The following is a 25,957-nucleotide window of genomic DNA, read 5'->3' on the forward strand; positions in this document are numbered from 1 at the left end:
GAAGGTACACAGAGGTTGGGCTGTGAGGCTGACCGCCCATTCCCGGACCTTCGGGATCGCCGGACCCTCGGGAAGGAGCCTCATGGTCACCACCGTCACACCCACCAGCCCCGCGAGCCGCGGCCTGCGTCACCGCCGGGCGCGCCGCAGCCTGGCGCCGCTCCTCGCGCCGCTGCTGATCTGGGCGGGCGCCGCCGGGGTGCTGGCCCTGTGGTGGAGCGACACCACCTCGGTGATCGGGCCTGCGGGCTGGCTCACCGGTGCGGGACGCATCTCCGGGCTGCTCGCCGGTTACGGCTGCGCGGTGCTGCTGGCGCTGATGGCCCGCGTCCCGCTGCTGGACCACAGCCTCGGCACGGACCGGCTGGCCCGCTGGCACGCCATGGGCGGCCGGTACACGATTTCGCTGGCGCTCACCCACACCCTGCTGATCATCTGGGGCTACTCCGTCACTTCCCACACCACGGTGGTCGGCCAGACCGCCACCCTGGTCCTGCACTACCCGGACCTGCTCAAGGGCACCGTCGGCTTCCTGCTGTTCCTCGCCACCGCCGTGCTCTCCGCCCGCGCCGCCCGCCGCCGGATGAGCTACGAGACCTGGCACTACCTGCACTTCGCCACCTATCTGGCGGTCTTCCTCACGTTCGGCCACCAGCTCTCCAACGGTGCGGACTTCGTCGGAAACCGTCCCGCCCAGCTCGCCTGGTACACCCTCTTCCTCGGCGTCTCGGCTCTGCTGGCCTGGTACCGGTTCGCCGTCCCGCTGCGGCGCGGCCTGCGCCACGGTCTGCGGGTGGCCGCCGTGCACCCCGAGGCGCCGGGTGTCGTATCGGTCCATCTCACCGGGCGGAATCTGGACGAGTTCCGTGCGGAGCCCGGCCAGTTCCTCCGCTGGCGCTTCCTGACCCGCGGGCTGTGGTGGACCGCCAACCCGTACTCGCTCTCCGCGCCCGCGACCCCGCACGCCCTGCGGATCACCGTGAAGACGGCGGGCGGGCACAGTGCAGCGCTCGCCGGGCTGGCTCCGGGCACCCGGGTGTGGGCCGAGGGGCCGTACGGCGGTTTCACCGCCGACCGCCGCACCGTGCCCAAGGTGCTGTTGCTCGGCGGAGGCGTCGGCATCACTCCGCTGCGGGCCCTGTTCGAGACCCTGCCCGGTCAGGTGACGCTCATCTACCGGGCCCGGCGGCCGGAGGACCTGGCGCTGCGCGGCGAGCTCGACGCGATCGCCGCCCACCGTGGCGCGACGGTGCATTACGTGGTCGACGAACCGGCCCGGTTCTCCTCGCCGCTCACTGCTCGGGGTCTGAGCTCTCTGGTCCCCGATCTGGCCGCCCACGACGTCTATCTCTGCGGCCCGCCCGGTATGACCCGGGCCGCGATCGACGCACTGCGTGATGCGGGTGTGCCCGGCCGCCGTATCCACCACGAGTCCTTCGCCCTCTAGGAGAACCGCCATGCGCCGTGCCGTCATCGCATCCGCCGGGTTCAGCGCCCTGGTCGTCGCGCTGCTCTCGCTCAAACCGCACCAGCTGCCCGCCCTCGCCGCCGCGTCACCGAGGTCCCCGGCCGGCTCGTCCCCGCATGCCACGGCGAGCGCGTCCCCGCAGGCCACGGGGAGCGCGCAGGCGGGCGCCGGCAGCGGAACGGGCACCTTCACCGGCGACGCCATCGACACCCAGTACGGCCCGGTGCAGGTCGCGGTCACCATGGCCAAGGGCAAGCTCACCGCCGTCAAGGTGCTCCAGGTCCCGGACCGGGGCGGCCGGGACCAGCAGATCGCCTCCTACTCCGTGCCCCGGCTGACGCAGGAGGCGCTGGGCGCGCAGAGCGCCCACATCGACTCCGTATCCGGTGCGAGTTACACCAGCCAGGGCTACATCCAGTCACTGCAGAGCGCACTGGACAAGGCCGGTGCCTGACGCCGGGCGCGGGCTGCGCCATGTCGAGCACGTGATGGGGACGGTCTTCTCCTTCGACATCCGCGACACTCCCACCGCCGCCATCCACCGCGCGCTGGCCGAAGCCGTCCGGGGCCTGCACCACGTCGACGCGGTGTTCTCCACCTACCGCCCGGACAGCGCCATCAGCCGCCTCGGGCGCGGCGAGACCACCCTGGGGGACTGCCCGCCCGAGGTCCGTGACGTACTCGCCCTCTGCTCGACAGCCGCCGAGACCAGCCACGGCTGGTTCACCGCCACCCCGGGCGGCGGCCTCGACCCCTCGGGGCTCGTCAAGGGCTGGGCGACGGAAGCCGCCGCGCAGCTCCTGCATGACGCCGGCGCGCACAACACCTGCGTCAACGGCGGCGGCGACCTCCAGTTGCGCGGTGAAGCGTCCCCCGGTACCCCTTGGCGCATCGGTGTCGCCCACCCGCTGTCCCCCGGCGAACTCGCCACCGTCGTCACCGGCCGGGATCTGGCCGTCGCCACCTCGGGCACCGCGGAACGCGGCGCTCATATCCTCGACCCGCACAGCGGCAGGCCCGCCGCCGGGCTCGCCTCCGTCACCGTCACCGGCCCCCGGCTGACCCTGACGGACGCCTATGCCACCGCCGCGTTCGCCCGGGGCGAGGACGCGCGCGGCTGGCTGGAGTCGCTGGAGGGTTACGAGGCGCTGGCCGTCCGGCCCGACGGCAGCGTCTGGCGGACCGCGGGTTTCCCCAGTGGCGACTGACGCGCTCCCTCAGCCCCCGTCCGCGGTGCGGGCCGTCCAGCGTTCTTCGACCCTGGCTATCCGCCAGTAACCCAGCGCCGCCGCCCACACCACCACGAAGAGTCCCACGATGACGTAACCGACGTTGCCCAGGTCGAGACCGGCTATCCAGTCGGTCACCGCGTCCTTGAGGGCGAGTTTGTCGTGCAGGACGGTAACCAGCTCGATGGTGCCGATGAAGAAGGCGACGGCGATCGACAGGCCGGTGATGGCGAGGTTGTAGAAGACCTTGCGTACCGGGTTCGAGAAGGCCCATTGGTACGCGAAGTTCATGAACGTGCCGTCGAGGGTGTCGAAGAGGCTCATCCCCGCGGCGAACAGCAGCGGCAGGCACAGGATCGCGTACCAGGGCAGCCCGGCGGCGGCGCCGCTGCCGGCCATCACCATCAGGGTGACCTCGGTGGCGGTGTCGAAGCCGAGACCGAAGAGGAAACCGAGCGGATACATCTGACCCGGCCGGCTGACGGACTTGGTGAAGCGGCCCAGGACGCGGTTCATGAACCCCCGGGAATCCAGCTGCGCTTCGAGCTCCGTCTCGTCGAACCGCCCCGCCCGCATCGACCTGAACACCCGCAGGATGCCGAACAACGCCACCAGGTTCAGGGCAGCGATGAGATACAGGAAGGAGCCGGAGATGGTGGTACTGACGGCGCCGAGTGCCTGGTGGGTGCCCGAGTCCTGATTGGCCAGCACGCCCGCGAGGCGTGCTCCCCCGGCGACCAGGGCCGCCATCGCGACGACGACGCTGGAGTGCCCCAGCGCGAACCAGAAGCCCACGGACACCGGCCGCTTGCCGTCGGCCATGAGCTTGCGCGTGGTGTTGTCGATCGCGGCGATGTGGTCCGCGTCGAACGCGTGCCGCATGCCGAGCGTGTAGGCGGTGATGCCCAGCCCGATGCCGAACGCCTGGGAGCCGACCTCGTAGTGCCGCGGCACCACCAGCAGCAACAGAATGCCGAAGGCCACCACATGCAGGGCGGCGATCACGCCGAGCAGTCCGGCCGTACGGAGGGTGTCAGCGCGCCGCCAGGCGAACGCGGTGGTGGGGGGCGCGCCTTCACGGGACACACCGGAGTCAGGCAGGCTTGAGTTGGGCAGGGTCATACGGTCACGCTCCAGCACCTCGTGGATCACTTCGTGAGATGCCGTGGCCGGTCTCCTGGCTTACGGGTTCGCTGACGCTCGCCCCCGGCCCACCTTCCCAGCCGCACTCTGCGGCCAGTGGTGTCATGGGCCGGGAACTCCCCGATCACAGTGGCGAGGGCCGCTCCGGTCTGAGGCTTTTGAGGGCCTGTCACCGGTCTTCCCGAACACCACGACCCGGCCCACCCTAGGTTGTCGGCAACAACGCTTGCAAGCCTGCACAGTTGCGCAGGTGCCGAAGATCACAGAGCTCGACGTGCAAGGATCACCGCATGCACCTCGTTCCCGCCGAGCGCGCCGGCCACCGCATCATCGACGACCACCGGGTCTGTGACGCCATCGCCGCCATCGGAGAGCCTGAACACGTCCGCTCCTGGGCCGACCGCTTCTCCCTGCTGGCCGACCCCGGCCGGCTCGCCCTGCTGATCGCAGTGCACCGGGCGGGCCCCATCGCCGTTTCCGACCTCGCGGTCGCCACCGGCATGAAGGACCCGGCCGTCTCGCAGGCCCTGCGCCTCCTCCGGGCTGCGGGCGTGGTGGCGGGCGACAAGGACGGCCGGGTGGTCCGTTACCGCGTCGTCGACGGCGCGGTGGCCGACCTGCTGGGGCGGTGCGCGCAGGAGTAGCGCTCGCCACCGGGGTATTGATTCTGCCTACATCTATATGCACAATGAGCCTATGCATAAGCGGGTTATGGACTCTCGGACCCTCAAGGCGTCCGAGGTATCCCCGGAAGAGCTGATGACCGCCGTGGAGCGGATCGTTCGTTACGTGCGGCACAGCGCGACCGCCGGCGGCCTGAGCACCGCAGCCTCCTCGGCGCTGGGCCGGCTGGGCCGCGAGGGCCCCTCCCGGCTGACCGAACTGGCCCGGGCGGAAGGGGTCTCGCAACCGAACATGACCCAGCTCGTCACCCGGATGGAACGCGCGGCCCTGGTGCGGCGCACCGCCGACAGCCGTGACGGCCGGGGCGTTCTGGTGGAGGCCACCGATCTGGGCCTGGAGGTCTTCGGTCAGCGGCGCACCGAGCGAACACAGGCGCTGCAGCAGTTGATCGAGGAGCTGACGGCATCCGAGCAGCACGCGGTGACACTCGCGCTGCCGGCGCTGGCCCGTGCGATCCAGGACCGGCAGGCGCGTTCCTGAAACACCCGTGGTGGCCCCGCTTCCCCGCTTCCCCGCTTCCCCGCTTCCCCGCTTCCCCGCCAACGTATGAGAGAGAACCGCTCATGAGTGCTTCGCACGGGAAGACCGCCAGCCCGTTCAAGCAGCCGAAGGCCGTCTGGGCCGTCGCGTTCGCCTGCGTCATCTCGTTCATGGGCATCGGCCTGGTCGACCCCATCCTGCCCGCCCTCGGCAAGAGCCTGCATGCCTCGCCCAGTCAGGTCTCCCTGCTGTTCAGCAGCTACCTGATCGTCACCGCCGTCGCCATGCTCTTCGTCGGCTGGGTCTCCAGCCGCCTCGGCGCCAAGCGCACCCTCGTCATCGGCCTGGCGGTCATCGTCGTCTTCGCCGCCCTGGCAGGCAGCACCGGCTCCATCAACGGCATCGTCGGCTTCCGCGCCGGCTGGGGGCTGGGAAACGCGCTGTTCATAGCCACCTCCCTTGCCGTCATCGTCGCATCGGCCAGCGGCGGCTTCGGCGGAGCGATCATCCTGTACGAGACCGCCCTCGGCCTCGGTATCGCCGTCGGCCCGCTGCTCGGCGGGGAGTTGGGCGGCATCAGCTGGCGCGGCCCGTTCTTCGGTGTCGCCGTCCTCATGGCCATCGCCCTGACCGCGACCATCGCTTTCGTCCCAGATCTGCCCAAGCCGAAGCGCGCCACCTCGCCCATCGCCCCGCTCAAGGCGCTGCGTCACCGTGGGCTGCTGACCATGGGCCTGATGGCCCTGCTGTACAACTGGGGCTTCTTCACCATGCTCGGCTACGCCCCCTACCCCATGGAACTGAGCGCCCATCAGCTCGGCCTGGTCTTCACCGGCTGGGGCCTCCTGGTGGCCGCCTTCAGCGTCTTCTTCGCCCCGCGCCTGCAGGCCCGGTACGGCACCGCCCCCGTGCTGTACGCCAACCTGATCGGCCTCGGCATCGTGATGGCCGTCATCGCCGCGGGTGTCAGCACCCCGACCGTGGTCATCGTGGCCGTCATCGTGAGCGGCGCCTTCATCGGCATCAACAACACCCTGACCACTCAGGCCGTCATGCTCGTCTCCCCGGTCGAACGCCCGGTGGCGTCCTCCGCGTACGGCTTTCTCCGCTTCATCGGTGGCGGCCTGGCCCCCTTCGTCGCCGGCAAGCTGGCCGACGCCACCGACCTGAGCGTCCCCTTCTACCTGGGCGCCGCCACCTTCCTGTTGGCCATCCCGGTCCTGGCCAGCGGTCACCGGCTGCTCCGCCAGGCCGAGGAGCGCCCCGCCGAAGGCAAGCCCGTGGCCCCCTCGCTCACGCCCGTGGGCGCCCCCGCCCCGACCGATGCGCCTCCGGTCATCGTCGCCGTCGGCGCCCACGACGGGGCCGCCGCCATCGTCGACACCGCGGCCCGACTCGCCCATGACACCGGCAGCCCCCTGGAGGTTGTGCACGTCCAGCAGACCGCCGTCGTCGAGGAACAGGCCGCCGAGACCGAGACCGCCGAGCAGGCCCGCGCGGCCGTCACCACACACCTCGACCGCCTCACGGCACAGGGCATCACCGCCACCGGTCAGGTCCTCACCAGCGTCGGCGACCACGCCGCCGCCGGCCGCGCCCTGGCCCAGCACGCCGCCGACATCCACGCCCGGACCATCACCGTCGGACGTTCCCCGCACGGCCCCCTCACCCAGTTCGCCAACGGCAGCTTCACCACCGCCCTCACCCACAGCGCCGCCTGCACCGTCATCCTGATAGACCCGAACCACACGCCCCGTCCGCTCACCACGGCCACCCTGGCGGATCTGCGCAACAGCCCGGCCTGACCCCTACGGAAGGTCGCGAACAACGGGGCGGCGGCTCCCGGGGGTCAGGTGGTCGCTACCAGCAACTCCTCTCCGCTCGACGTCCCGAGGCCATCCGTCCGGCCCGTGAAGTACCGCTGGTCGAGCATGGCTGCCGACACGTGCCGGGCATCCTTGGCGAAGAAGCTGATGAACGGGGTGCCCGCTGCTCTGGCCCCCTTCTCCGCGGCCCGGAGTCCGGCGCGCTTCTCCTCGTCGAGCAGCTCCGGAGGCAGCTGGAACGTCATGGCCAGCGTGGAGCCCCGGGGCAAGCGACGCGAGTCGGCGCAGCCTGGCCGCGTTCGCCTCCTTGGTGAGGTACATGGCGACGCCGGCGGAGGCCACCACCGCTCCCGCGCTTCCCGTGGTCATTACGCCCGGTGGACGCGAAGTTATCCGTCGACTGCCGTAGTACGGTGCTCACTTGCGAGTGAGGGGAAGCGGCGATGGCGAAGACGTACCGAGTCGGCGCGATGAACCGTCTCGTCAACGCGGTGTTCTCGGCGATGACCAGACGCGGTCTCGGCCGCGCCGACCGCCACGTGCTCACCGTGCGCGGGCGCCGGAGCGGAATCGACCGCTCGGTGCCCGTGGACGTCATGTCCTGCGCTGACGGCGGCCGCTTCGTGGTCGCCGCCTACAAGGTCGGCGGCTGGGTGCACAACGTACGCGAGGCGGGAGAAGTAACCCTGAGCCGCGGCGGCCGCACCGAGCGCCTGCGGGCGGTCGAGCTCCCGCCCGAGCAGTGCGTGCCCGTCCTGCGCCAGTATCTGCGCGAGGTACCCGTCACCCGTCCGTACTTCGACATCACCGCCGACTCACCGGACTCCGCGGTCATCGCCGAGTCCGTCCGCCACCCGGTCTTCCGGCTCGAAGCCCTCCCGGCGCCCGCGACCCCGTAGCACGGCGGCACAAACGGAGGACGAGATGTTGCCGCCTCGATCACTCGAGGACAGGCTGAGCGGGACGTAACCGGTCTCACGCGCGCGGACGGGTCCGCGCCGCCGGTCGCGGGCGGTGGGCGGACGGAGCGATGCCATGCGGGTCATGTTGAGAGCGCGGATGGACACACAGGTCGCGAATGCGGCAGCCAAGAACGGCACTCTGCAGAAGATCGTGCAATCGATGACGGAACGGCTCAAGCCGGAGGCCGCCTACTTCACCGCCAGCGAGGGCGAGCGGTGCTGCACCCTCGTCTTCGACATGCAGGACAGCTCGCAGCTTCCCAGCATCGCGGAGCCGCTCTTCGAGGGGCTCGGTGCCAAGATCGAGCTCCAGCCGGTGATGAACATCGAAGACTTGCAGAAGGGTTTTGCCGCCCTGCAGCAGGGCTGACCGCTGGGCCGCAGCTGCAACCCATCCACCCAGGAGCCGGAAGAAGGCGCAGCCGGCCGCCGTCTCCGGGCCCGCCTGTGCGTCATCCGCCCGAAGCCGTGTCCGCGATGTGGTGGCCGGCCTCGGCAAGGCTCTCCGATACCGCTTCGGCGAACGAGGCGATCGCCTCGTTGTGCCGGCTCGGCACCCAGACGACCGACGTCAGCCACGCAAGCGTCTCCCCCTCCAACGGACGCCACACCAGCCCGCTGATGAGCGGTGCCGCCGGGGCCTCGTTGAGGTGAATGCCCCGGCCGGCGAGCACCGAAGGTCACCACGGCCCTGGTCAACCCGACCTTTCTTCGTAAGATGATGCAGGATGTCCCGGATGCGGGCAGTCGTCACCCCCAGTCGCTGCGGGTGGTGTGCTCTTCGAACGAGCCGCTCACCCCTGATCTCATCGAGTGGTTCCGTGCCCAGTTCGGCGTCACCCTGCTGGACTACTACGGGTCCACGGAGTCGTATCCGCTGCTCGGCAACTTCCCCGGAGTGCCCGTCAAGCCAGGTTCGATGGGCCGCCCGCTTCCCGGTTGGGAGGTCGCGCTGATGGACGCCGAGGACCACGAGGTACCGGTCGGGGCCGCTGGCCCGCACGACCGTGCTCGAGAGCTGACACCGGGTCCGACGAGCGACGACGCCACCGTCGACGCCCCCGCAGCGTGGTCGCTGCGAGGGCGTTCTGCGGACAGCCGCGGACGGTTTCGAACCGCTGCAGTGATCCCGGCGACGTGCCGGGCAGCAGCCGTTACGCCTTGATCAGTTGCTTGCTCATGTTCCAGAGGCGACGCGCGGACCGCGGGTCGATGGAATGCGGCACGACGTTCTGCGACCGGATCAGATCGGCACCCTGGGCGGTGGGATCCGCGGCGTCGTCCAGCGGCGAGATGTCGTTGTCCCTCAGGTAGACGCCGCCGATGTCGGCGAGCAGGGGGCTGGTGGCCCCGAACACGATGGTGGCGGCACCCTGCTGGGCTGTCTTCTTTCCGCTTTCGGGGTCGATGATCGGCCGACCTGACGCGTCGACCAGCCCCACGGCCACGTGCATGGCATGCACCCGGTCCGCAGGCATCGAGGCGCCCAGCTGCGTGCCGACGATGATGCCCGGGTGCGCGGCGTAACCACGGATTCCGTCCTCGGCCCATCGGCGGTCCAGTTCGACGGCGAACAGCACATTGGCGGTCTTGGACTGTGCGTAGGCCAGGTGGCCGTCATAGCCGGTGGCGAAGTGCGGGTCGTCCCAGCGGATGTCCGAGATGCGGGTCGCACCGGACGTCGTGTTGACTACGCGGGCGCCGTGCGCCGCGCGCAGAGCGGGCAGCAGACCCAGGGTCAGCTGGAAGTGGCCGAGGTGGTTGGTCGCGAACTGGGCCTCGTAACCGCGCGCGTCCAGAATCAGCTCGGGGGGAGCCATGATGCCGGCGTTGTTGAGCAGGAGGTGCAGCGGTCGACCCGAGTCCCGGTAGCGGCCGGCGAAGGCGTTGACCGAGCCCGGGTCCAGCAGGTCCAGTTGACCGATCTCGACACCGTCGATTCCGGCCAGGGCCGACGCTGCGCGGTCCGGGTGGCGCGACCCGACGGTGACCGAGGCGCCCGCCTCGGCCAGCGCACGAGTGGCCTCCAGACCGAGCCCGACGTGGCCGCCGGTCACGACGACGTTCTTACTGGATACGTCGACACCCTCGAGGACTTCGCGAGCCGTCGAGGCCGCGGTGAAGCAGGATCCGAGGGGGCGCTGTTTGTTTGTCATGCCACCAGACTGCGTGGAGGCGTTCGTACTCTGAATAATTGACAGTTCGGACTTCTTGCTCGACAGTACAAGCGTGGTTGCTGATCAGCTCTCCGAAGTGTTCGACCTGGTCGAGATCCGCGGTCTGGTATCGGGCGGGTTCGCGACGCGGGGCCCCTGGGTGGCGCGGACCGCCATCGAGGACCCGCTGAAGTTCATCGCGATGGTGTACGGCCGGTCCCGGCTGACCACTGACGGGGTCGACGGGCCGATCAGCCTTGAGCCGGGCGATGTCGCCATCCTGAACAACCGGTCACGGCTCGAGCAGGAGGGCGGCAGCGGCGACGGACCGCGCCAGGAGATCACCCCCGAGATGAACTTCACCCGGCTCGTCGGCGCCGAACGCGGCACCGACGACGTCGTCATCGGGATCGCCGTCGACCTCAACCCGACCGGTCAAGCCCTGCTGCAGCAGGCGCTGCCAGCCATGGGGCACGTCCGGGCCTCGGCTGCCACTGCCACCAACCTGCGCAGCAGTCTCGACCGGCTGTTCGACGAGGTGACCGGGAACCGCATCGGCTCGGCGTTCGCGATCCGGCAATACGGCCAACTCCTGCTGCTCGAAGTGGTCCGCGCCTACGTCGACCAGGCCGAACTGCCCCCGGGATGGCTACGGCTGGTGACCGACGAACGATTGCGTCCGGCGCTCGGCCTCATGCATACCGAACCCGGAAAACCCTGGGGCCTAAAGGAATTGGCACGCGCCGCAGCGATGTCGCGAACCTCCTTCGCCGAACGTTTCCGGAGCGTGGCGGGCCGGCCGCCGCTGGCCTACCTCCACCACTGGCGCATGCTGCTGGCCCGGCGCGCGCTCCGCGACGGGGACGTGCGCATCGGGTCGTTGGCCTCCGAGTTGGGCTACGCGTCCGAGAGCGCTTTCAGCACCGCGTTCAAGCGGGAGGTCGGAGAGTCGCCACTGCGTTACCGACACCGAGTACGCGGCGAATCGTCGCCGCGAGCCACGTCGATACAGGCGTGATTCGCCTCGCGGGGCGCGGCAGACCGGGCGACTTGCATCCGCGGTCACCCCATCGCCCGGCCCGGGCAGCACCAGCGCCACCCCGCTGCCGCGCCGGCTACCGCCGCCCGGCAAAGCATGTAAATGGGCTCACACCATGGCATATCGACTGAAGACGCGTCTTCGCAACAGGGACAGATCCGTCCGGTACAGCGGAGCCGGCTCCGCGGGCACCTTCCGCCGGTTGCCGGACACGCCGGTGCGCTGCTGTTGGCGCCCAGGTGGTGCAGCAGCGCGCACAGTTGGCTGGCCGGCGTTGGATCGCCCGGGCCACCCGCAGCTCGAAAGCCCCGGACCATGAGGCCCGGGGCTTGGTCGTGCAGTGATTAACGGTATAGGCCTGCGCCGCCCCGTTGCCGAACGTCACGTTGAGGACTGCGGCGCCTTTGTTCTTCCGGCCGGTGACCGCTGCTGACGCGCCGAGGGTGGCAGCGCCGGCGACGATCCTGGTGGCGGTCCATGCTTTGTGGGCGCCGGCGTTGCTGAACTCTGCTTGCCCGCCGAGGACCGGGCCGAGGGGCGTGATGCCCTGCTTGGATGTCGGCCAGGATCTGAACCCCACCGCCGCGTTCATGGTCTTCTCGGCCGGGTGGGCCCGCTGCCAGTCCTTGGTGATGCCTCTCTCGATCGACCGCTGGTGGGCGGCCTCCTCCCGGGCTTGGCACCTCTCCTCGCACCGAACGGCAACCTGTGCGGCCTTCTTGGGATCAGGTCGCCGACGACAGGCCTTGCCGCGCGCGGGGGGTCGCAGCAGGGCCCGTCTCAGGGCGCGGTGGTTAGTTAGGACCAGCCGCCGAACAGCCCACCGGACAGCTGAGCGGAGCAGATGTTGTAGCCACCCTGCGCGTGCCCGGTCTTCGTCTTCCCGCCGATAGTGACGGAGCAATGAATGTCTCCGCTCCCCTGCAACTGCGCGGTGACGTTGTAGTACATGGCGTCCTTGCTGACCTTCAGCGTCTTCGTCATCGGCACGCCACGGCCCTGAATGTTCTCGGAGTCGCTGCCGTAGGTGATGTCGATGGGCCCGAGGGCGCCGGCCGGTGCGTTGCCCCAGACTTTGAACGTCGCAACGTTCGTGGGCTTCTTCTTCTCGGCGGGCTTGGCCTTCGGCTTGGCCGCGGGAGTCGCGTCGACCTTCTTCGCCGGGGCCTTCTCTGCAGACTTCGAAGCGACGGGCGCCGCGTCCTTCGCGGTGTCGGACTTATTGTCACCCCTACCGCCACCGACGGCGACGCCGATGACGATCAGGGCGACGAGGACCCCACCGATTCCGATGGCCACGTTCCGGGCGGTGTGCTTCTTCGGCGGCATCGGCGGGGCCTGGTAGCCGGGCTGGCCCCACTGCGGCTGAGTCGGCTGCTGCGCCCACTGAGGTGGCTGGCCGGGCTGCTGGGCGCGCCACGCCGGGTGCTGGTCGGGCTGCTGAGGCTGGTTCGGGTCGTTCTGAGACATGGGATTCCCCTCGCGGACTTCTCGTGATGCTTATGTGGGGGGAATGTGAACGTACAACCATCCCAGGACGCGTACTTACTTTTCGCAGAGATCGGTACGAATCGGTGACACGCGCGGTCAGGCCGGGCTGATCGTCCCCCAGGTGACGGCGACGCAGTCCGAGTCGTCAGCGGTGGCTGGGTGAGGGTGCCGGTGGCGTTGCGGCTCGACGTCAGCCTGTCGTCGGTGCAGGCGATCGAGCGCGGCACCGTCTACGCCAAACCGGGGTCTGTACGGGTGGTGTAACTCCCAAGCTGCAAGCGACAATTGATGACTGACGTGATGAGTGGCAGCGAGGCCGGGGAGGCCTCCGTGGGCAGGGTCACTGTAGTTGCGGTGCTTCGCTGCTGTACCGCAACCAACTTTTGCCGAGGGGAGCACGGTGCCGAATGTCATCGGCGTGGTTGTCTTCGCTGGGTTCTTTGCGCTCGGCTGGATGGCCTTCAACCGGAAGATCCGGCTCCCTTCACCCAGGAAGCCTTCGTCGTTTGCGCGCAATTTTCCGAAGCTGTGGGGCGGCTTCTTCATGGCCTGCGCCGTAAACGGAGCGGTGGGAACAATACTGACGATGCTCGGATATCTGCACGGCCATTGAGCAGCGGCAGGACTGAGCAGTCACGGTCTGGCTTCCCGCGCCTTCTCCGCCTCCTCACCCACCACTCGGCCGAGCTCCCATCCCCTCCGGCCTTCGGCCCACACACTGTGGAGCAAGCGTGGTTCAGGGCCCACTGGAGCATGCCGCTGCACGAACAACCTTGCGCCCAGGGCATGATCGCTCCCCATGGATACGTTGCCGTTCGACGCGGTGCTGTGCGACTTCGACGGGGTCGTGCACCTGTGGGAGTCCGACGGGATGACCAAGCTGGACCGGGCCTGGGGACTGGCCGAGGGGACCCTGGCCAGGGCAGCGTTCGACGCCGATCTTCTGCAAGCAGCCGTCACGGGGGGGCTCAGTGACGAGGAGTGGCGGTGCCAAGTCGCAGCGGACCTGGCACCATTCTGCGGATCATCCCGGAGGGCCCGAGACCTGATCGAGGCATGGAGCGCGCTCACCGGCCGTGTCGATGCCGAGGTCGTGGAGTTGATCGCCGCGCTCCGCAGGAAGGTCCCTGTGGTCCTGGTCTCCCATGCCATCACCCGGCTGGAAACGTATCTCGCCGCTGTTGGGCTGGGCGAAGCATTCGACGCGGTGGTCAACGCTGCCCGGATCGGGGTGGCCAAGCCAGACCCGCGCGTCTTCGAGATAGCCGCCCAACGCGTGGGAGCCGACGCGAAGCGCTGCCTGTTCGTGGATGACACCGCCGGCCATGTCGCAGCAGCCCGGGCAGCGGGCCTCACCGGCCTGCACTACGAGCACATCGGCCAGCTGCGAGATAGGGTCGCGCCGCTGCTCGGCTGAACAGGCGCCGCCGAAGTCAGTCAGCGGCCGGTGAGGACAGATCAACAGCCAGCATCGAATACATGATCATGTCCCGACGGTCCTCACCGGCTGCCAACTGCGGAGCAGACCTTCACAATGGAAGCCCACCCGCTCAGCCGTCCGCTGTGATGCCACATTCCACGGCTCGACATACAGCTGAAGACGGGGAATCTGCAGGTCACCGAGGGCCCAGCGGGCAACCGCCCGGAGGGCTTCCGCCGCGACCCCCTGACCACGGGCTGACCCGGCAAGCCAGTACCCCAGCGACGCCCGTCCCTCACCGCGATCACTCGGCCAGAGACCGACCATCCCCAGCGGGCGCCCGTCTTCGATCCGCACGATGACGAACGGATATCCGCTACCAGTAGACGCCCGCTCCCACTGCCGCCGGACGAAGGCTTCGCCCGCCACCTGCGAGTACGTCGAGGGAACGGTCGTGATCAACGGGATGTAGTCGTCGCTCGAAGCCTCTCGGACGAGAGGCAGATCTCCGAGCTCCCAGGCGCGGAGCACAAATCCGTCGCCGGCAGCCAAGCGCGGGACGTCCAAGGGTGCCACCATGCTCGCATCCTGCCGGGATCGCCACCTCAGCGCACTCCGGTTTCCGCTGCTGCCAAAGCACCCGGACAGTTCCATATCCGATTCCGGACGCGGACGGGAATACCGTGGCGGAATCTGCCCGAGTGGTACGGGCCGTGGGAGACCTGCCAGCACGCCCCGGACTGCGGGATTCGGCCTATGCCGTACCCGCAGCCGCCGGTCTCGTAGCCTGTCGGTCAGAAAAGAGGCTGGCATGCCCGAGCGCGAGAGCATTGACCCGCGCTAAGCGGAGCTGGTCGCAGCGTGGAAGCGGACGCAGGAGCCGTTTCGTGACGGTGGCCGTCCGGTGCGGGGTTTCGTCTGGCCGACCGAGGGCAAATCGTCTCGTTTACCACGGCCACTTCGGCTCCTTGGACCGACCGGAAAAACGATGACCGTTGTAGGCCAGAAAGGCAGTGAAACTGCTGTAGGACCAGGACACGTCCGAGCTGCTGGTCTTTCCGCCCCCTGGGAACTGCGGCCCATAGGCTGCGTCACATGAACGTTCTCTTCATCACGAGTACGGCAGTCGTCGTCGCTGACCCGCCGCAAAGCCGCAGACTCTTGATTGACACCCTTGGCCTCCCGCTGGAGGGCGAAGACGACGGCTACTACTCCAGCGGGAGCATCCCGGGCAGCAAGCACTTCGGCATGTGGCCGCTCTCGCAGGCAGCCGAGGCGTGCTTTGGCACGCCGACGTGGCCCGCCGGCCGGGTGGTCCCCCAGGCGTCGATCGAGTTCGAGGTCGAGGACGCAGACGCCGTCGCAGTGGCTGGCGGCGAGCTTGAGCGCGCGGGCTTCGACCTGCTGCACCCAGCCCGTACCGAGCCGTGGGGACAGACGGTGACCCGGCTCCTCACAGACGATGGCTTGATCGTCGGCATCTCCTACGCCCCGTCGCTTCACGACGAGGAACGTGCCTGAGCTTCGAGTTCCACGCCCCGCAGGCATATAGCGGGTTCAGCGCTGGGACGGCTCGGCGACCAGGCCCCACACCGTGGAGCGGGCGTGGGTCAGGGCGTCAAGGCGGAGCGCGCCACTGTACGAACGACCTTGACGCCCTGGGCCGCGACTGCTCGGCTCTGCGCGGGTCGAAGGCGGTCGGGATAGGAGTCCACCCACGCTCACCACGAATCCGCCGGCACTCGCCGACGGCGCCCCCTCCATCCCGGAGTCTGAGCGCCCCCGCCGCAGGCATGTTCTCAGCGGCTCGAATTCTGTCGGCTGGGCCAAAAAGCGGGGTCTCCCCACCATGGGAGCATGAAGGCCCGGCCGAGCCGATCCTGCTGAGGAAGGTCCGGAGGAGGCGTCTGGCACATAAGTGGCACGACGTCACTCTCCCGCCGGAATTGCGGAGGAACGAACAAGGCCCAGGCTCTCGGCGTACTGCCGGTGACCTGGGCCTCTTCCGTGTGTCCTGCTGGTGGGCGCGGACGGTTTCGAACCGCCGACATCTGCTTTGTAAGAGCAGCGCTCTACCCCTGAGCTACGCACCCGTGGATGAAGGAACAGGGTACACGGCGCTGGACCCCTGCTCGAACCCAGTTGTGCCCCCTGTATCTGCTGCCGGGGCTGGGGAAACGGGCCCGGCGCCGACCGGGTCCGCCGCCCACCGGTCCGGGGGCTGTCCCCACCCCCGGTCCGGTGGGCGGCCGGATCGTCGGGGGTGGGGGCGGGTTCGTACGGTAGGGGAATTCGGCAGGCTTACCTGGGGGAAATGATCACCGTGGCGCTCCGTATCCGCACGCTTCTCGCCGTCGGCGGGATCGTTGTCGTCTCTGTTGGGCTGGCGGGGTGTGGGGCTGATCCGTCCGATGCGCCGGCGGAGCACAAATCGTTCGCGTTGAGCGGGAAGACGCTGACCGTGGACTCCGACAACTCGTCCGTGGAGCTGGTGCCCGCCGATGTGAAGTCGGTGGAGGTCACCCGGCGGGTCGACGGGTGGGTCTTCATGGGGAACGGGCCGGACAGTTCGTGGTCGATGAAGAACGACGAGCTCACGCTGCGGCTGAAGTGCAGCGGGGTCTCGAGCGACTGCGAGGCGCGGCATCAGATCAAGGTGCCGCGCGGGGTGAAAGTGGTCGTCAAGGACGGGAACGGCAGCATTGCCGCGACCGGGTTCGACACGCCGCTCGACCTGTGGTCCGGCAACGGCAAGGTGGTGGTCCGGGACTCCAGTGGTGCGCTGAAGATGGGCAGCGGCAACGGGGCGATCGTGGCCGACAACGTGTCGTCCAGGAAGGTGACCGCGAACTCCGGCAACGGGGAGGTGCGGCTGACGCTCGCCGTCGCGCCCGACCGGGTGGAGGTGATCAGTGACAACGGGGCGGTCGAGATCGCGCTGCCGACGAAGCCGGGTCTCGATTACCGGGTCGATGCCCGTACCAGCCACGGGAACGACAAGGTCAGCGTGCCCAAGAACGACGCGAGCAGCCATCTGGTGCGTGCTCGCAGCGAGAACGGGGAAGTCACGGTGCGAAGCGCGAACTGACCGGCCCGTGTGTTCGTCCTGACCGGGTGGGAGAATGGGCCGGGCAGGGCGGACCAGCACGGGAGAGGGATGTGACGGCAAGACACGGGCAGCCGTATGCGCGAGCGAGTGCCGTCCGGGACGTCCTGACGCTCATGGTCCTTCCGGTGCCGCTGCTGGTGGGCCTGGCCGGGGCCTTCGCCGGGGGAGGTACGCGGCGCTGGTTCGGCGGGCGCGGGGAGAATCACCGGGCCGAGGCGCAGGCCGCGAAGGACGCCGCGGCGGCGGCGTTCTACGAATTGGACACCGCGCAGCGTGATCTGCAGATCTCGATCGAGACCATCACCGCGGTGGACGATTCGCCCCAGGCGCGCAAGGCCCTGGCCGATTTCGGCGCCCTGGGGCGGCGTATCGACGAGGTCAGTTCGGCGTATATCACCGCGGTCGACGCGCATGATCTGGACCGGGACGATCTGGAGGTCTCGGCGGTCGCGCATGCTCGTACGCAGCTGACGCTGGCCAAGGACGATCTCGTACGGGTGAAGGACGAGCTCGACCGCTTCGGCCAGGGGCTGGGGCCGCTGCTCGGCAAGGCCGAGACGCAGCTGGCCCGGCTGGCTCCGGCGGTGGAGCGGGCGCGGCAGGCGCTCCTTTCCGCGAGCAATGCTCTCGATTCGGTGCGTGACTCCGGTTTGAAGGCGGATGATCTCGCGGCGCGGCTCGCGGCTCTGGGGCCCGAGCTGACCATGCTCAATCAGGGTGCCGGCCGGCACGGCGTGACGGAGACGCTGCAGCGCGCCGACCGGGTCCTGCGGGACGCCGAAGCGGTACGCGCCGAGGCGTCCCGGCTGCCGGAGCGGGCGGCCGAGATCGACCGGCGACTGGTCTCGTTGCGGACCCGCGCGCAGGCGCTCACCACCCGTACCGGGACGGTCGAGCCCGTACTGAGCGAGCTGCGGCGGCGGTTCACCGCACCGTGCTGGCAGGATCTGCAGCATGTGCCCGAGCACGCCACGGTGTCTCTGGGGCAGGCCGAGGAAAAGCTCAAGGAGGCGTCCAAGGCGCGCGCCGAGCAGCGCTGGCCGGATGCGACGTCCCTGCTCAGTACGGTCAGGGCGTTGCTGAACAGCACCGACGAGGCGGTGTCGGCGGCGCGCGGGCGACTGGACCGGCTCAATGCGGTCGCCAAGGATCCGGAGCAGGAGATCCAGCGGACCCGGTTCGCCGTCCGGGACGCCCAGCGGCTGGCGATGGCGGGTCGCAACACGCCCGAGCCGCGCCATGCGCGACCGCTGGACCTGGCCGTGGAGCGGCTGGAGCAGGCGATCGCGGGGCTCGAGGGCCGGCACCCCGACTACTGGCACTTCCTGACCGAGACCGAGGAGGTCCGGAAGACCGCGACCCGGGTGGTCGAGCAGATCCGCGAGGAGCGCGGCGCCGGACATTGATCCCCGCCTGGGCGGAAGGCGAGCAACAGGGGGGCGGCGGGGCAGGGGCGGCCCTCCATCCGAAATTATATAATTGATAAATAACTAGTACTCGTGCGAGGCTGACTCCGTAAGCGTCCCCATGGCCCAGGAGCCCGTCATGACGGCACCACCAGCAGCCCCCGATGCCTCCTACATCGGCCGTGGCGTCCACCGGGTCGCTGTGGAGGCCCTTGCGCGGAGGGTCTTCGACGGGACGTACGCAGAGGGCGACACCCTGGATCTGCCGCAGCTGATGTCCGAGCTCGACGTGAGTCAGACCGTGCTGCGTGAGGCGATCAAGGTGCTGACCGTCAAGGGTCTGCTCGACGCCCGGCAGCGGCGCGGCACGTTCGTCCGGCCCCGGGAGAACTGGAATCTGCTGGACAGCGACGTACTGCGCTGGCGGCTCGCCTCGGGCTCCGGCGACGAGCGGTTCTTCGGCGAGCTCTTCGAGCTGCGCCGCTCCGTCGAGCCGGCCGCCGCCGCGCTGGCCGCCCTGCGCCGTACCGACGAGGATCTGGCGGCGCTGGATGCCGCGCTGGCCGCGATGGGCCCCGGCGTCACCGACCCCGCTCTGCTGGTGGATGCCGATGCCGCCTTCCACACCGCGCTGCTGGCGGCCTCGCACAACCGCTTCTTCGTCCAGATGCAGCGGGTCGTGATCCCGGCGCTGATCGAGCGGGACCGCGTGGTGCACGCGGGGCAGCCGGAGCATCCGCTGGCCGTGCACGCCTCGGTCGTGGACCGGGTGCGCGCCGGGGACGGGGACGGGGCGTCGCTCGCGATGCTGGCGCTGCTCGACTTCGGCCTGCACCACTCGGGCCCGCACGACCACCACCGCCACACCGAGGGAAGCACACCGTGAAGATCAGCCGTATCGAGACGTTCTTGACCCCGCCGCGCTGGATGTTCGTCCGGGTGGAGACCGACGAGGGCACCGTCGGCTGGGGTGAGCCGGTCGTCGAGGGACGGGCCGAACCGGTGCGGGCCGCCGTGCAGGTGCTCGCCGAGTATCTGATCGGCGCGGACCCGATGCGGATCGAGGACCACTGGCAGGTGATGACCAAGGGCGGCTTCTACCGGGGCGGTCCGGTGCTCTCCAGCGCCGTCGCGGGCCTGGACCAGGCGCTCTGGGACATCAAGGGCAAGGTGTACGGGCAGCCCGTGCACCAACTGCTGGGCGGCCCGGTGCGCGACAGCATCCGGGCGTACGCCTGGGTCGGCGGCGACGAACCCGCCCAGGTCCGCGAGGCGATCGCCGAGCAGGTGGCGGCCGGATTCACCGCGGTCAAGATGAACGCGAGCGGCCGGATGACCGCGATCGCCACCCGTGGCGAGATACGGGAGGTGTTGCTGCGCGCCGAAGCCGCCCGCGAAGTCCTGGGCGACGACCGGGACTTCGCGCTCGACTTCCACGGCCGGGTCTCCCCCGCCAACGCCCGGCGACTGCTGCCGCTGCTCACCGAGGCGGCGCCGTTGTTCGTCGAGGAGCCGGTGCTCTCCGAGCAGTTGGCAGCCGTGCCCGACCTGGTGAACGCCTCGAACATCCCGATCGCGCTCGGTGAACGGCTCTTCGCCCGCCACGAGTTCCTGCGCGCACTGCAGGCCGGTGTGGCGGTCGTGCAGCCGGACATCTCGCACGCCGGTGGCATCTCGGAACTGCGGCGCATCGCCGCGCTGGCCGAGGTGTACGGGGCGCAGATCGCCCCGCACTGCCCGCTGGGGCCGATCGCGCTCGGCGCGAGCCTCCAGGTCGCCTTCACCACACCGAACTTCCTCATCCAGGAACAGTCCATCGGCATTCACTACAACGAGGCGGCCGAACTACTGGACTACGTCGCCGACCCGGGCCCCTTCCGGTTCCGGAACGGCTCGCTGGTACGGACCGACCGGCCGGGCCTCGGGGTGGAGGTCGACGAGGCCGCGGTACGGGCCGCCGACAAGAAGGGCCATGACTGGCGCAACCCGGTGTGGCGTCACGAGGACGGGGCGTTCGCCGAATGGTGACGTCCGCGATGCGTCAGGGGATTCGTGAGGATGCGTCGGAGAAAGGGAGCAACGATGGATTTCCGTACCGCTCTGCGGGACGAGCGGCTGGTCGCCATCGTCCGCGGCAGCGAGCCCGAGGCGGCCTTCAGGACCGTGCTGGCGCTGGTCGAGGCCGGACTGCCGCTGGTCGAGGTGTCGCTCAGCGGCGCCGGTGCGCTCGACGTCATCGGGCGGGCCCGGGGCGAACTCGGCGCCGAGGCCTGGCTGGGTGCCGGGACCGTACTGACCGCCGACGATGCCCGCCGGGCCGCGGAGGCGGGGGCCAATCTGATCGTCACACCCGGGCTCGGGGCCGGGGTGACGGAGGCCAGGCGGCTCGGGCTGCCTGTGCTGGCCGGGGTCGGCACACCGACCGAGGTGATCGCCGGTGTCGCGGCGGGCGCGACCGCGTTGAAGCTCTTCCCGGCTTCGGTGGGCGGCCCTTCGTACCTGAAGGCGTTGCGCGGCCCGTTCCCCGAACTGCCCTTCGTGCCGGTGGGCGGGGTGGACGCGGCATTGGCCGCGGAGTATCTGGCGCTGGGCGCCGTCGCCGTGGGGGTCGGCTCGCCGCTGGTGGGCGATGCCGCGGACGGCGGTGACCTCGGCGAACTGCGCAAGCGGGCCGCGGAGTTCGTGCGGGTCGCGGCCGATGCGGCAGCAGGATCGGTGCGGTCTTGAGCGTGTTCACCTTCGGGGAGACGATGGTCGCGCTGCGTGGCAGCGGGCCGCTGAAGCTCGGCGGGACGATGGCCGTCTCGGTCGCCGGCGCCGAGTCGAATGTGGCCATCGGGCTGGCCCGGCTGGGTCATCCGGTGCACTGGGCGGGCGTGGTCGGCGCGGACGAGGCCGGCGAGTTGGTGCTGCGGACGCTGCGCGCCGAGGGCGTCGACGTGTCCGGTGCCGCGCGTGCCGGGGAGGCACCGACCGGGCTGATCCTCTTCGAACCGCGGCTGCCGGAGGTGACCCGGGTGCACTACTACCGGGCGGGCTCGGCGGGTTCGCGCGTGTCGGCCGATGACGTCGACCGGGCGTTCGATGCGGCCGGGCAACCGCCGCGGGTGCTGCATCTCACCGGTATCACTCCGGCCCTCTCACCGGCCGCCCGAGCGGCGGCCGATCGGGCGCTGGAACTGGCCGGCGAACACGGCGCGCTGGTCAGTATCGACGTCAACTACCGGTCACGGCTGTGGAGTACGCAGCAGGCCTCGGCGGTGCTGTGCTCCTGGGCGCCGCGCGCCGACGTACTGATCGCGTCGGACGACGAGCTGCCGCTGTGTCTGCCCGACGGCTCCCCCGACGACACGGCTCTGCGGGCCCGGGCGCTGCTGGACGCGGGGGCCGGTGAGGTGGTGGTGAAGCTCGGCGCCGCGGGGGCGACGGCGTACACCTCGGGCGGGAAGCTGCACTGCCCGGCGCGGCCGGTACGGAGTCTGGACCCGGTCGGCGCGGGTGACGCCTTTGTCGCCGGGTATCTCTCGGCGCTGCTCGACGGCGCGGACACCGCGAGCCGACTGGACCGCGCGGTGACGACGGGCGCGTTCGCGGTCGCCACCCCGGGCGACTGGGAGGGCGCTCCGACCCGCGCCGAGCTGGGACTGCTGGCGGCCGACTCCGGCACGGTGGTGCGCTGAGCGCACCGAGCCCGTCGGGCGGTGGAGCCGCCGGTCGTGCGGCAGGCCGCTAATGTGGGCGCATGCCTCGCTACGAGTATCGCTGCCGCACCTGCGGAGCCACCTTTGAGCTCAGCCGCCCGATGGCGGAGTCCTCGGCGCCTGCCGCCTGTCCTGAGGGTCATGAGGACACCGTGAAGCTGCTGTCGGCGGTGGCCGTGGGCGGCGCGGCCGGGGCCCCGGCGCCGGCCGGCGGGGGCGGCGGCGGTTGCTGCGGTGGAGGGTGCTGCGGGTAAGCGCGCCGCCTCTCCGCCCAGGGGCGCTCAGACCTTCCGGGACAGCGTCAGTCCGTCCGAGATCGCCAGCAGCACGCTCTCCATCCGCCGGTCGGCGGCGACGTGGTCGTTGAACCGCCGGATCGCCTCGGCGCCGCCGCCCGCCGGGGGATCGACGACCTGGCCGTGGAAGAGCACATTGTCCGCGACGATCAGCCCGCCCCTGCGCATCCGCGGAACCAGCCCATCGGTGATCTTGGTGCTGTTTCCCTTGGTCATGCAGGCTCTCCACTCGGTTGCCCACCCGGTCGTCCCCCGGGGTGCCCGCCGGCGGCGCGTCGGAGTTCCCGCAGGATCTCCTCGCCCGCCGCGACACCCCGACCGGAGGTTACGGCAACCGTCGGCGCGCTCCAGCCCGTGTCGGCCAGTTCGCCGTGGGCGGGTCGCCAGCCCCGGTCGGCGGCGAGCAGCAGGTCCGCGTCCAGCAGCGAGTCCCCTGCGGCGAGGGTGAGGTCCGCGCCGGTGCGGCGGGCCACCTCGCGTACGGCGGCGCTCTTGGTGAGCGGGTTGGGCACGGCGTACAGCTTGCGGCCCTGCAGGGACACCGACCAGCCGCGCTCCCTGGCCCATACGGAGAGTTCCTTGACCCAGCCTTCCGGCAGCAGCGGCCGCTCCACGACCAGGTAGGCGAAGAGGTCCTCGGCGACCCGTTCGTTGATCAGCCAGGCCGGGTCGGCCGCGGCGACCAGATGGGCGCGCACCTCCGCGAGCGACGCGCATTCGGCCGCCAGCCTGCGCCGTACCGTGGCGTGCCAGTCAGGGTCCGAGACGCCGTCGACCAGCAGGTGGCCGCCGTTGGCACAGATGGCGAACCGCGGGGGCGGGCAGGGCAGTCGGATCCGGTGGTACTGCTCGCGGGTGCGGGTGGTCGTCGGTACGAAGACGGCTTCGGCGGCGAGCTGTGCCAGCAGCCCCGCTGCGGTCTCGGTCAGGTAGGAGAGCGGCTTGCTGCGGTACACCTCGACGCACAGCAGCCTGGGCGCTTCGGCGTCCGGCATGGCCAGGTCCAGGGCCGCCGCCGAGTAGACGAGGGTGCGGTCGAGGTCGCTGGCGACGAGGACGGTCGGGGCGGCGGTCACTCGGCCACCACCGCGGTGCCGTCCGCGCCGGTGGCGCCCCGGGTGAAGCGCGGGTGGATGAGGCCCACGCAGGTGTACGGAAGGCCGTCGACCTCCTCGACGGGCACGCCGCGCTGTTCGGCCAGCAGCCGCACATGGTCGAGGTCGGTCCCCGCCCCCCTGGCGGCGAGGATCTTCCAGGGCACCCGTCGCAGCAGCACCCGGGTGGTCTCCCCGACACCCGGTTTGACCAGGTTGACGTCATGGATGCCGTACTGCTCGCTGATCCGCTCGACGGCGGCCCAGCCCTCCCAGGTCGGCGCCCGGTCGGCAGCGAGCATGTCCTTCACTTCGGTGTCCACCGCACCGGCCACCTCGTCGAAGCGGGCGGCGATGGTGTCGATGAAGTCGTTGGAGACGTCGTTTGCGGCCAGTTCGCGGTAGAACTTCCCGCCGTGGAAATCATCCGGGCCGACCAGGTCGGCGCGCAGCACGGTGCGGGATATCAGCCCGGACACCGTGGAGTTGAGGCAGGCCGAGGGAATCAGGAAGTCCTCGCGGGTGCCGTAGGTCCGCACGCAGCCGCCCGGATCGGCGAGGACCGCGATCTCCGGGCTGAAACCGGGGAACTCCCGCAGCGCATCGGCCAGTTCGCGGGTGATCGCGCCCTTGCCCGTCCAGCCGTCCACGAAGACCACGTCGGCCGGGTCGTGGTGGGCGGCCAGCCAGCGCAGTGCGTTGGCGTCGATGCCGCGGCCGCGCACGATGGACACCGCGTAGTGCGGCAGGTCCAGTCCGTGGCGGTGCTGCGCCCAGCGGCGCATCAGCACCCCGACGGGCGTGCCGGCCCGGGCCAGCGAGACCAGTACCGGCCGGGGAGATCCCTGGGCCAGCACGGTGTCGGTGACGGTGCCGACCGCCTGGGCGATGCGGGCCGCCGAGGTCTCCAGGGCCGCCCGGAAGAGCTGCTGGTACTGCTCGCTCGGCTGGTATTCGACGGGCAGCGACTCGGCGTAGTGCGCGCCGCCCGCCTGGATCGCCTCTTCGCGCTCCTCGGTGGGCGCTTCGAGCTGCACCCCGGACAGATCCTGGAGCAGCCAGCCGACGTCCTCGGCCGCGTACGACGAGAAGGCGGGGCCGCGCAACGGCTCGGGCAGCTGCTGGGGCATGGGGGGCGCTTTCTCTTCCGGACGGGTGGGCGTCATCGGCGTTGCGGGCTGTACGGGCCGCGCCGCGGGTACGTAGGACGGCACCACGGCCAGCAGCACCTGCGGGACGTGCGCGGCGAGCTGGGCGAGGAGTCCGTCGGGGGCGTGCAGTGCGGGGGTGTCGGCGGTGGAGTCGACGACCGCGACCACCGCGTCGAAGCAACCGTCGGCGACGTTGTACGCGTACCGCTCGCCGGGGCCGCCGTCGGGGCTGTCGTGCGGGTCGTCGTGGGCCGGGAAGACCAGCCGGGTGCGTATCGCGTAGCCGGGGTCGTCGACGGCGAGCACCGGGGAGCGGGTGGTGGTGGAGAAGCGCACGTCGTGTCCGGCGCGTTCCAGTTCGAGGGCGAGCCGCAGCGGTGCGTACATCAGCTCCTCGAAGCCGAGGACCAGGACCCGCCGGGCGTCCCCCGGCAGTTCCGCCGCCAGCCGGGCGGCCATCCCGGGCAGCGCGGCGTCGAGTGCGCCCCGGTGCGCGGATGTGAAGCCGTGCCGGCCCCCGTCCGGGACTCCGGCCGGCCAGCCGAGGTCGACCCGTACGGGCTCGCCACCGGTCTTCCCGGCCGGCAGCTGCGTCTCGCCCGCCGCGTGCTCCTCGACGATCCGCTGCCCCTTCTCCAGCACGCCCTCCGGCAGCCGTACGGTGCCGCGGGCGGTGGTCACCAGGTCCACCCGGGCGCCGATCTCCTGGGTGAAGGCGTCCAGCCGTCCCAGGTCGGCGGCCGACCGCATGTCCACCAGCGCGACGATCACGTACCGCTCGCGCGGGTAGCGCCGGTGCAGGGCGCGGATGGTGTTGAGCACGGTGTTGCCGGTGGAGAACTCGTCGTCGACCAGGATCAGCGGTCCGTCCCCGGCGAGCAGGTCCGGGTCCTCGGGGAGCAGCAGATGCGAGGTGGCATGGGAGTGCGCCTCCTCGAAGCCGCCCGCCTGGTCGACTCCGGCGACCGGGCGGCGGGTGGAGTGCAGGTAGGGGGCCAGATGCACGCCGTCCGCGACCGAGTGGCCGAGTCCCGTCGCGGTCTCGGCGTATCCGAGGACGACAGCCCGGCTCGCGGCCTCGTCACCGAGCAGCTCGCGCACTTTCCGGCCGAGCCGGTAGCCGTGGTCGTACACCGTGGACGGGCGCTGCGGCACGTGTTTGCCCAGCACGTTCGACACCAGCAGATGGGCCCGCTTGGGGTTGCGCCGCAGCGCGAGGCCCAGCAGCTCCCGCAGCCCGTCGTCCCCGACGAGTTCCACGCCGAGTCTGCGTGCGACCCATGTTCCCGACCAGACCACGTT

Annotated in this window: 26 protein-coding genes, 1 tRNA gene, 3 pseudogenes and 1 riboswitch; of the genes and pseudogenes, 20 read left to right on the top strand and 10 right to left on the bottom strand. The window is 70.3% G+C overall.

The window, feature by feature from the left end; genetic code table 11:
* The first annotated feature begins 82 nt into the window (after nucleotides 1-82).
* Genes AB0436_RS02555 through AB0436_RS02565 form a run of 3 tightly spaced genes read left to right on the top strand, consistent with a single transcriptional unit; the run spans nucleotide 83 to nucleotide 2,676 of the window.
* Entirely contained in the window at nucleotides 83-1,447 is a 1,365-nt protein-coding gene (locus AB0436_RS02555; protein ID WP_366465792.1) for a ferredoxin reductase family protein, read from the top strand.
* 10 nt (nucleotides 1,448-1,457) lie between these two features.
* Nucleotides 1,458-1,922, top strand: a complete 465-nt coding sequence (locus AB0436_RS02560) for an FMN-binding protein (protein WP_366465793.1) — start codon at nucleotides 1,458-1,460, stop codon at nucleotides 1,920-1,922.
* 34 nt (nucleotides 1,923-1,956) lie between these two features.
* Entirely contained in the window at nucleotides 1,957-2,676 is a 720-nt protein-coding gene (locus AB0436_RS02565) for an FAD:protein FMN transferase (protein ID WP_366466134.1), read from the top strand.
* Nucleotides 2,677-2,685: 9 nt separating this feature from the next.
* On the opposite strand, the gene AB0436_RS02570 is transcribed toward AB0436_RS02565, so the two are convergent.
* Nucleotides 2,686-3,819: a HoxN/HupN/NixA family nickel/cobalt transporter gene (locus tag AB0436_RS02570; protein ID WP_366465794.1), complete on the bottom strand. Its 1,134-nt coding sequence runs from the start codon at nucleotides 3,817-3,819 to the stop codon at nucleotides 2,686-2,688.
* A gap of 27 nt (nucleotides 3,820-3,846) precedes the next feature.
* Nucleotides 3,847-4,063, bottom strand: a riboswitch (cobalamin riboswitch).
* A 67-nt stretch (nucleotides 4,064-4,130) separates the two neighbouring features.
* Here AB0436_RS02570 and AB0436_RS02575 point away from each other — a divergent pair.
* From AB0436_RS02575 to AB0436_RS02585, 3 genes are all read left to right on the top strand, one after another.
* A complete protein-coding gene (locus AB0436_RS02575) occupies nucleotides 4,131-4,484 on the top strand; it encodes a metalloregulator ArsR/SmtB family transcription factor (protein WP_366465795.1) in 354 nt (117 codons plus the stop codon).
* Between the two features lie 67 nt (nucleotides 4,485-4,551).
* A complete protein-coding gene (locus tag AB0436_RS02580; RefSeq protein ID WP_366465796.1) occupies nucleotides 4,552-5,004 on the top strand; it encodes a MarR family transcriptional regulator in 453 nt (150 codons plus the stop codon).
* Nucleotides 5,005-5,087: 83 nt separating this feature from the next.
* Nucleotides 5,088-6,809: an MFS transporter gene (locus AB0436_RS02585; RefSeq protein ID WP_366465797.1), complete on the top strand. Its 1,722-nt coding sequence runs from the start codon at nucleotides 5,088-5,090 to the stop codon at nucleotides 6,807-6,809.
* A gap of 44 nt (nucleotides 6,810-6,853) precedes the next feature.
* Here AB0436_RS02585 and AB0436_RS02590 read toward each other — a convergent pair.
* Nucleotides 6,854-7,178, bottom strand: a pseudogene (locus AB0436_RS02590) (SAM-dependent methyltransferase); the annotation flags it as partial.
* Between the two features lie 95 nt (nucleotides 7,179-7,273).
* Between AB0436_RS02590 and AB0436_RS02595 the strand changes: the two are divergent.
* Both AB0436_RS02595 and AB0436_RS02600 read left to right on the top strand, forming a co-directional pair.
* On the top strand, nucleotides 7,274-7,729 hold the full coding sequence (locus AB0436_RS02595; RefSeq protein WP_366465799.1) for a nitroreductase/quinone reductase family protein: 456 nt from the start codon (nucleotides 7,274-7,276) through the stop codon (nucleotides 7,727-7,729).
* A gap of 136 nt (nucleotides 7,730-7,865) precedes the next feature.
* Entirely contained in the window at nucleotides 7,866-8,162 is a 297-nt protein-coding gene (locus tag AB0436_RS02600) for a DUF3303 family protein (protein ID WP_366465800.1), read from the top strand.
* An 82-nt stretch (nucleotides 8,163-8,244) separates the two neighbouring features.
* Here the strand turns inward: AB0436_RS02600 and AB0436_RS02605 are convergent, their stop codons facing one another.
* Nucleotides 8,245-8,466, bottom strand: a complete 222-nt coding sequence (locus tag AB0436_RS02605; protein ID WP_366465801.1) for a hypothetical protein — start codon at nucleotides 8,464-8,466, stop codon at nucleotides 8,245-8,247.
* Between the two features lie 14 nt (nucleotides 8,467-8,480).
* On the opposite strand from AB0436_RS02605, the pseudogene AB0436_RS02610 reads away from it, so the two are divergent.
* A pseudogene (locus AB0436_RS02610) lies at nucleotides 8,481-8,957 on the top strand (AMP-binding protein); the annotation flags it as partial.
* Here AB0436_RS02610 and AB0436_RS02615 read toward each other — a convergent pair.
* Entirely contained in the window at nucleotides 8,947-9,948 is a 1,002-nt protein-coding gene (locus AB0436_RS02615; protein ID WP_366465802.1) for an SDR family NAD(P)-dependent oxidoreductase, read from the bottom strand. The pseudogene AB0436_RS02610 and the gene AB0436_RS02615 sit on opposite strands and share 11 nt — an antisense overlap.
* Nucleotides 9,949-10,021: 73 nt before the next feature.
* Between AB0436_RS02615 and AB0436_RS02620 the strand changes: the two genes are divergently transcribed.
* The gene (locus AB0436_RS02620; protein WP_366465803.1) at nucleotides 10,022-10,966 is read left to right on the top strand and encodes an AraC family transcriptional regulator; all 945 of its coding nucleotides are present in this window, start codon (nucleotides 10,022-10,024) and stop codon (nucleotides 10,964-10,966) included.
* Nucleotides 10,967-11,785: 819 nt separating this feature from the next.
* Here the strand turns inward: AB0436_RS02620 and AB0436_RS02625 are convergent.
* The gene (locus AB0436_RS02625; RefSeq protein WP_366465804.1) at nucleotides 11,786-12,457 is read right to left on the bottom strand and encodes a hypothetical protein; all 672 of its coding nucleotides are present in this window, start codon (nucleotides 12,455-12,457) and stop codon (nucleotides 11,786-11,788) included.
* A 421-nt stretch (nucleotides 12,458-12,878) separates the two neighbouring features.
* Here AB0436_RS02625 and AB0436_RS02630 point away from each other — a divergent pair, with 421 nt between their 5' ends.
* Together AB0436_RS02630 and AB0436_RS02635 are read left to right on the top strand one after the other, a co-directional pair.
* On the top strand, nucleotides 12,879-13,091 hold the full coding sequence (locus AB0436_RS02630) for a hypothetical protein (RefSeq protein ID WP_366465805.1): 213 nt from the start codon (nucleotides 12,879-12,881) through the stop codon (nucleotides 13,089-13,091).
* A gap of 186 nt (nucleotides 13,092-13,277) precedes the next feature.
* A complete protein-coding gene (locus AB0436_RS02635; protein WP_366465807.1) occupies nucleotides 13,278-13,895 on the top strand; it encodes an HAD-IA family hydrolase in 618 nt (205 codons plus the stop codon).
* A gap of 66 nt (nucleotides 13,896-13,961) precedes the next feature.
* Here the strand turns inward: AB0436_RS02635 and AB0436_RS02640 are convergent, their stop codons facing one another.
* Nucleotides 13,962-14,729 (bottom strand): GNAT family N-acetyltransferase, encoded by a 768-nt coding sequence (locus AB0436_RS02640; protein WP_366465808.1) that lies wholly within the window; start codon nucleotides 14,727-14,729, stop codon nucleotides 13,962-13,964.
* A 264-nt stretch (nucleotides 14,730-14,993) separates the two neighbouring features.
* Here AB0436_RS02640 and AB0436_RS02645 point away from each other — a divergent pair, with 264 nt between their 5' ends.
* The gene (locus tag AB0436_RS02645; RefSeq protein ID WP_366465809.1) at nucleotides 14,994-15,419 is read left to right on the top strand and encodes a glyoxalase; all 426 of its coding nucleotides are present in this window, start codon (nucleotides 14,994-14,996) and stop codon (nucleotides 15,417-15,419) included.
* Between the two features lie 497 nt (nucleotides 15,420-15,916).
* Here the strand turns inward: AB0436_RS02645 and AB0436_RS02650 are convergent.
* Nucleotides 15,917-15,991, bottom strand: a tRNA-Val gene (locus AB0436_RS02650).
* Nucleotides 15,992-16,338: 347 nt separating this feature from the next.
* Between AB0436_RS02650 and AB0436_RS02655 the strand changes: the two genes are divergently transcribed.
* The 7 genes from AB0436_RS02655 to AB0436_RS02685 all read left to right on the top strand — a co-directional run bounded on the left by AB0436_RS02655 (nucleotide 16,339) and on the right by AB0436_RS02685 (nucleotide 22,368).
* On the top strand, nucleotides 16,339-16,986 hold the full coding sequence (locus AB0436_RS02655) for a DUF4097 family beta strand repeat-containing protein (protein ID WP_366465810.1): 648 nt from the start codon (nucleotides 16,339-16,341) through the stop codon (nucleotides 16,984-16,986).
* A gap of 71 nt (nucleotides 16,987-17,057) precedes the next feature.
* Nucleotides 17,058-18,413, top strand: a complete 1,356-nt coding sequence (locus AB0436_RS02660; RefSeq protein ID WP_366465811.1) for a hypothetical protein — start codon at nucleotides 17,058-17,060, stop codon at nucleotides 18,411-18,413.
* A gap of 139 nt (nucleotides 18,414-18,552) precedes the next feature.
* On the top strand, nucleotides 18,553-19,299 hold the full coding sequence (locus AB0436_RS02665) for an FCD domain-containing protein (RefSeq protein WP_366465812.1): 747 nt from the start codon (nucleotides 18,553-18,555) through the stop codon (nucleotides 19,297-19,299).
* A complete protein-coding gene (gene dgoD / locus AB0436_RS02670; RefSeq protein WP_366465813.1) occupies nucleotides 19,296-20,441 on the top strand; it encodes a galactonate dehydratase in 1,146 nt (381 codons plus the stop codon). Before AB0436_RS02665 ends, dgoD begins: the two co-directional genes overlap by 4 nt.
* Before the next feature lie 54 nt (nucleotides 20,442-20,495).
* A complete protein-coding gene (locus AB0436_RS02675) occupies nucleotides 20,496-21,140 on the top strand; it encodes a bifunctional 4-hydroxy-2-oxoglutarate aldolase/2-dehydro-3-deoxy-phosphogluconate aldolase (RefSeq protein ID WP_366465815.1) in 645 nt (214 codons plus the stop codon).
* Nucleotides 21,137-22,093 carry a sugar kinase gene (locus AB0436_RS02680; RefSeq protein ID WP_366465816.1) on the top strand — a complete coding sequence of 319 codons (957 nt, stop codon included), beginning with the start codon at nucleotides 21,137-21,139 and terminating at the stop codon, nucleotides 22,091-22,093. The genes AB0436_RS02675 and AB0436_RS02680 overlap by 4 nt, the downstream gene beginning before the upstream one ends.
* Before the next feature lie 62 nt (nucleotides 22,094-22,155).
* Entirely contained in the window at nucleotides 22,156-22,368 is a 213-nt protein-coding gene (locus tag AB0436_RS02685; RefSeq protein WP_366465817.1) for a zinc ribbon domain-containing protein, read from the top strand.
* Nucleotides 22,369-22,395: 27 nt separating this feature from the next.
* Here the strand turns inward: AB0436_RS02685 and AB0436_RS02690 are convergent.
* From AB0436_RS02690 to AB0436_RS02700, 3 genes and pseudogenes are all read right to left on the bottom strand, one after another.
* Nucleotides 22,396-22,596 (bottom strand): annotated as a pseudogene (locus tag AB0436_RS02690) (O-methyltransferase); the annotation flags it as partial.
* A gap of 26 nt (nucleotides 22,597-22,622) precedes the next feature.
* Nucleotides 22,623-23,405: an HAD family hydrolase gene (locus AB0436_RS02695; protein ID WP_366466135.1), complete on the bottom strand. Its 783-nt coding sequence runs from the start codon at nucleotides 23,403-23,405 to the stop codon at nucleotides 22,623-22,625.
* Between the two features lie 77 nt (nucleotides 23,406-23,482).
* Nucleotides 23,483-25,954 carry a phosphoribosyltransferase domain-containing protein gene (locus tag AB0436_RS02700; protein ID WP_366466136.1) on the bottom strand — a complete coding sequence of 824 codons (2,472 nt, stop codon included), beginning with the start codon at nucleotides 25,952-25,954 and terminating at the stop codon, nucleotides 23,483-23,485.
* Between the last annotated feature and the right edge of the window lie 3 nt (nucleotides 25,955-25,957).

It is taken from the genome of Streptomyces sp. NPDC051322 (assembly GCF_040689485.1).
Classification (GTDB): domain Bacteria; phylum Actinomycetota; class Actinomycetes; order Streptomycetales; family Streptomycetaceae; genus Streptomyces.

Coding starts and splice junctions, on each gene's coding strand:
- AB0436_RS02555 (WP_366465792.1), top strand. CDS start 83: ATGGTCACCACCGTCACACCCACCAGCCCCGCGAGCCGCGGCCTGCGT.
- AB0436_RS02560 (WP_366465793.1), top strand. CDS start 1,458: ATGCGCCGTGCCGTCATCGCATCCGCCGGGTTCAGCGCCCTGGTCGTC.
- AB0436_RS02565 (WP_366466134.1), top strand. CDS start 1,957: ATGGGGACGGTCTTCTCCTTCGACATCCGCGACACTCCCACCGCCGCC.
- AB0436_RS02570 (WP_366465794.1), bottom strand. CDS start 3,819: ATGACCCTGCCCAACTCAAGCCTGCCTGACTCCGGTGTGTCCCGTGAA.
- AB0436_RS02575 (WP_366465795.1), top strand. CDS start 4,131: ATGCACCTCGTTCCCGCCGAGCGCGCCGGCCACCGCATCATCGACGAC.
- AB0436_RS02580 (WP_366465796.1), top strand. CDS start 4,552: ATGGACTCTCGGACCCTCAAGGCGTCCGAGGTATCCCCGGAAGAGCTG.
- AB0436_RS02585 (WP_366465797.1), top strand. CDS start 5,088: ATGAGTGCTTCGCACGGGAAGACCGCCAGCCCGTTCAAGCAGCCGAAG.
- AB0436_RS02595 (WP_366465799.1), top strand. CDS start 7,274: ATGGCGAAGACGTACCGAGTCGGCGCGATGAACCGTCTCGTCAACGCG.
- AB0436_RS02600 (WP_366465800.1), top strand. CDS start 7,866: ATGCGGGTCATGTTGAGAGCGCGGATGGACACACAGGTCGCGAATGCG.
- AB0436_RS02615 (WP_366465802.1), bottom strand. CDS start 9,948: ATGACAAACAAACAGCGCCCCCTCGGATCCTGCTTCACCGCGGCCTCG.
- AB0436_RS02625 (WP_366465804.1), bottom strand. CDS start 12,457: ATGTCTCAGAACGACCCGAACCAGCCTCAGCAGCCCGACCAGCACCCG.
- AB0436_RS02635 (WP_366465807.1), top strand. CDS start 13,278: ATGGATACGTTGCCGTTCGACGCGGTGCTGTGCGACTTCGACGGGGTC.
- AB0436_RS02640 (WP_366465808.1), bottom strand. CDS start 14,729: ATGCTCTCGCGCTCGGGCATGCCAGCCTCTTTTCTGACCGACAGGCTA.
- AB0436_RS02645 (WP_366465809.1), top strand. CDS start 14,994: ATGAACGTTCTCTTCATCACGAGTACGGCAGTCGTCGTCGCTGACCCG.
- AB0436_RS02665 (WP_366465812.1), top strand. CDS start 18,553: ATGACGGCACCACCAGCAGCCCCCGATGCCTCCTACATCGGCCGTGGC.
- AB0436_RS02675 (WP_366465815.1), top strand. CDS start 20,496: ATGGATTTCCGTACCGCTCTGCGGGACGAGCGGCTGGTCGCCATCGTC.
- AB0436_RS02685 (WP_366465817.1), top strand. CDS start 22,156: ATGCCTCGCTACGAGTATCGCTGCCGCACCTGCGGAGCCACCTTTGAG.
- AB0436_RS02695 (WP_366466135.1), bottom strand. CDS start 23,405: ATGCCGGACGCCGAAGCGCCCAGGCTGCTGTGCGTCGAGGTGTACCGC.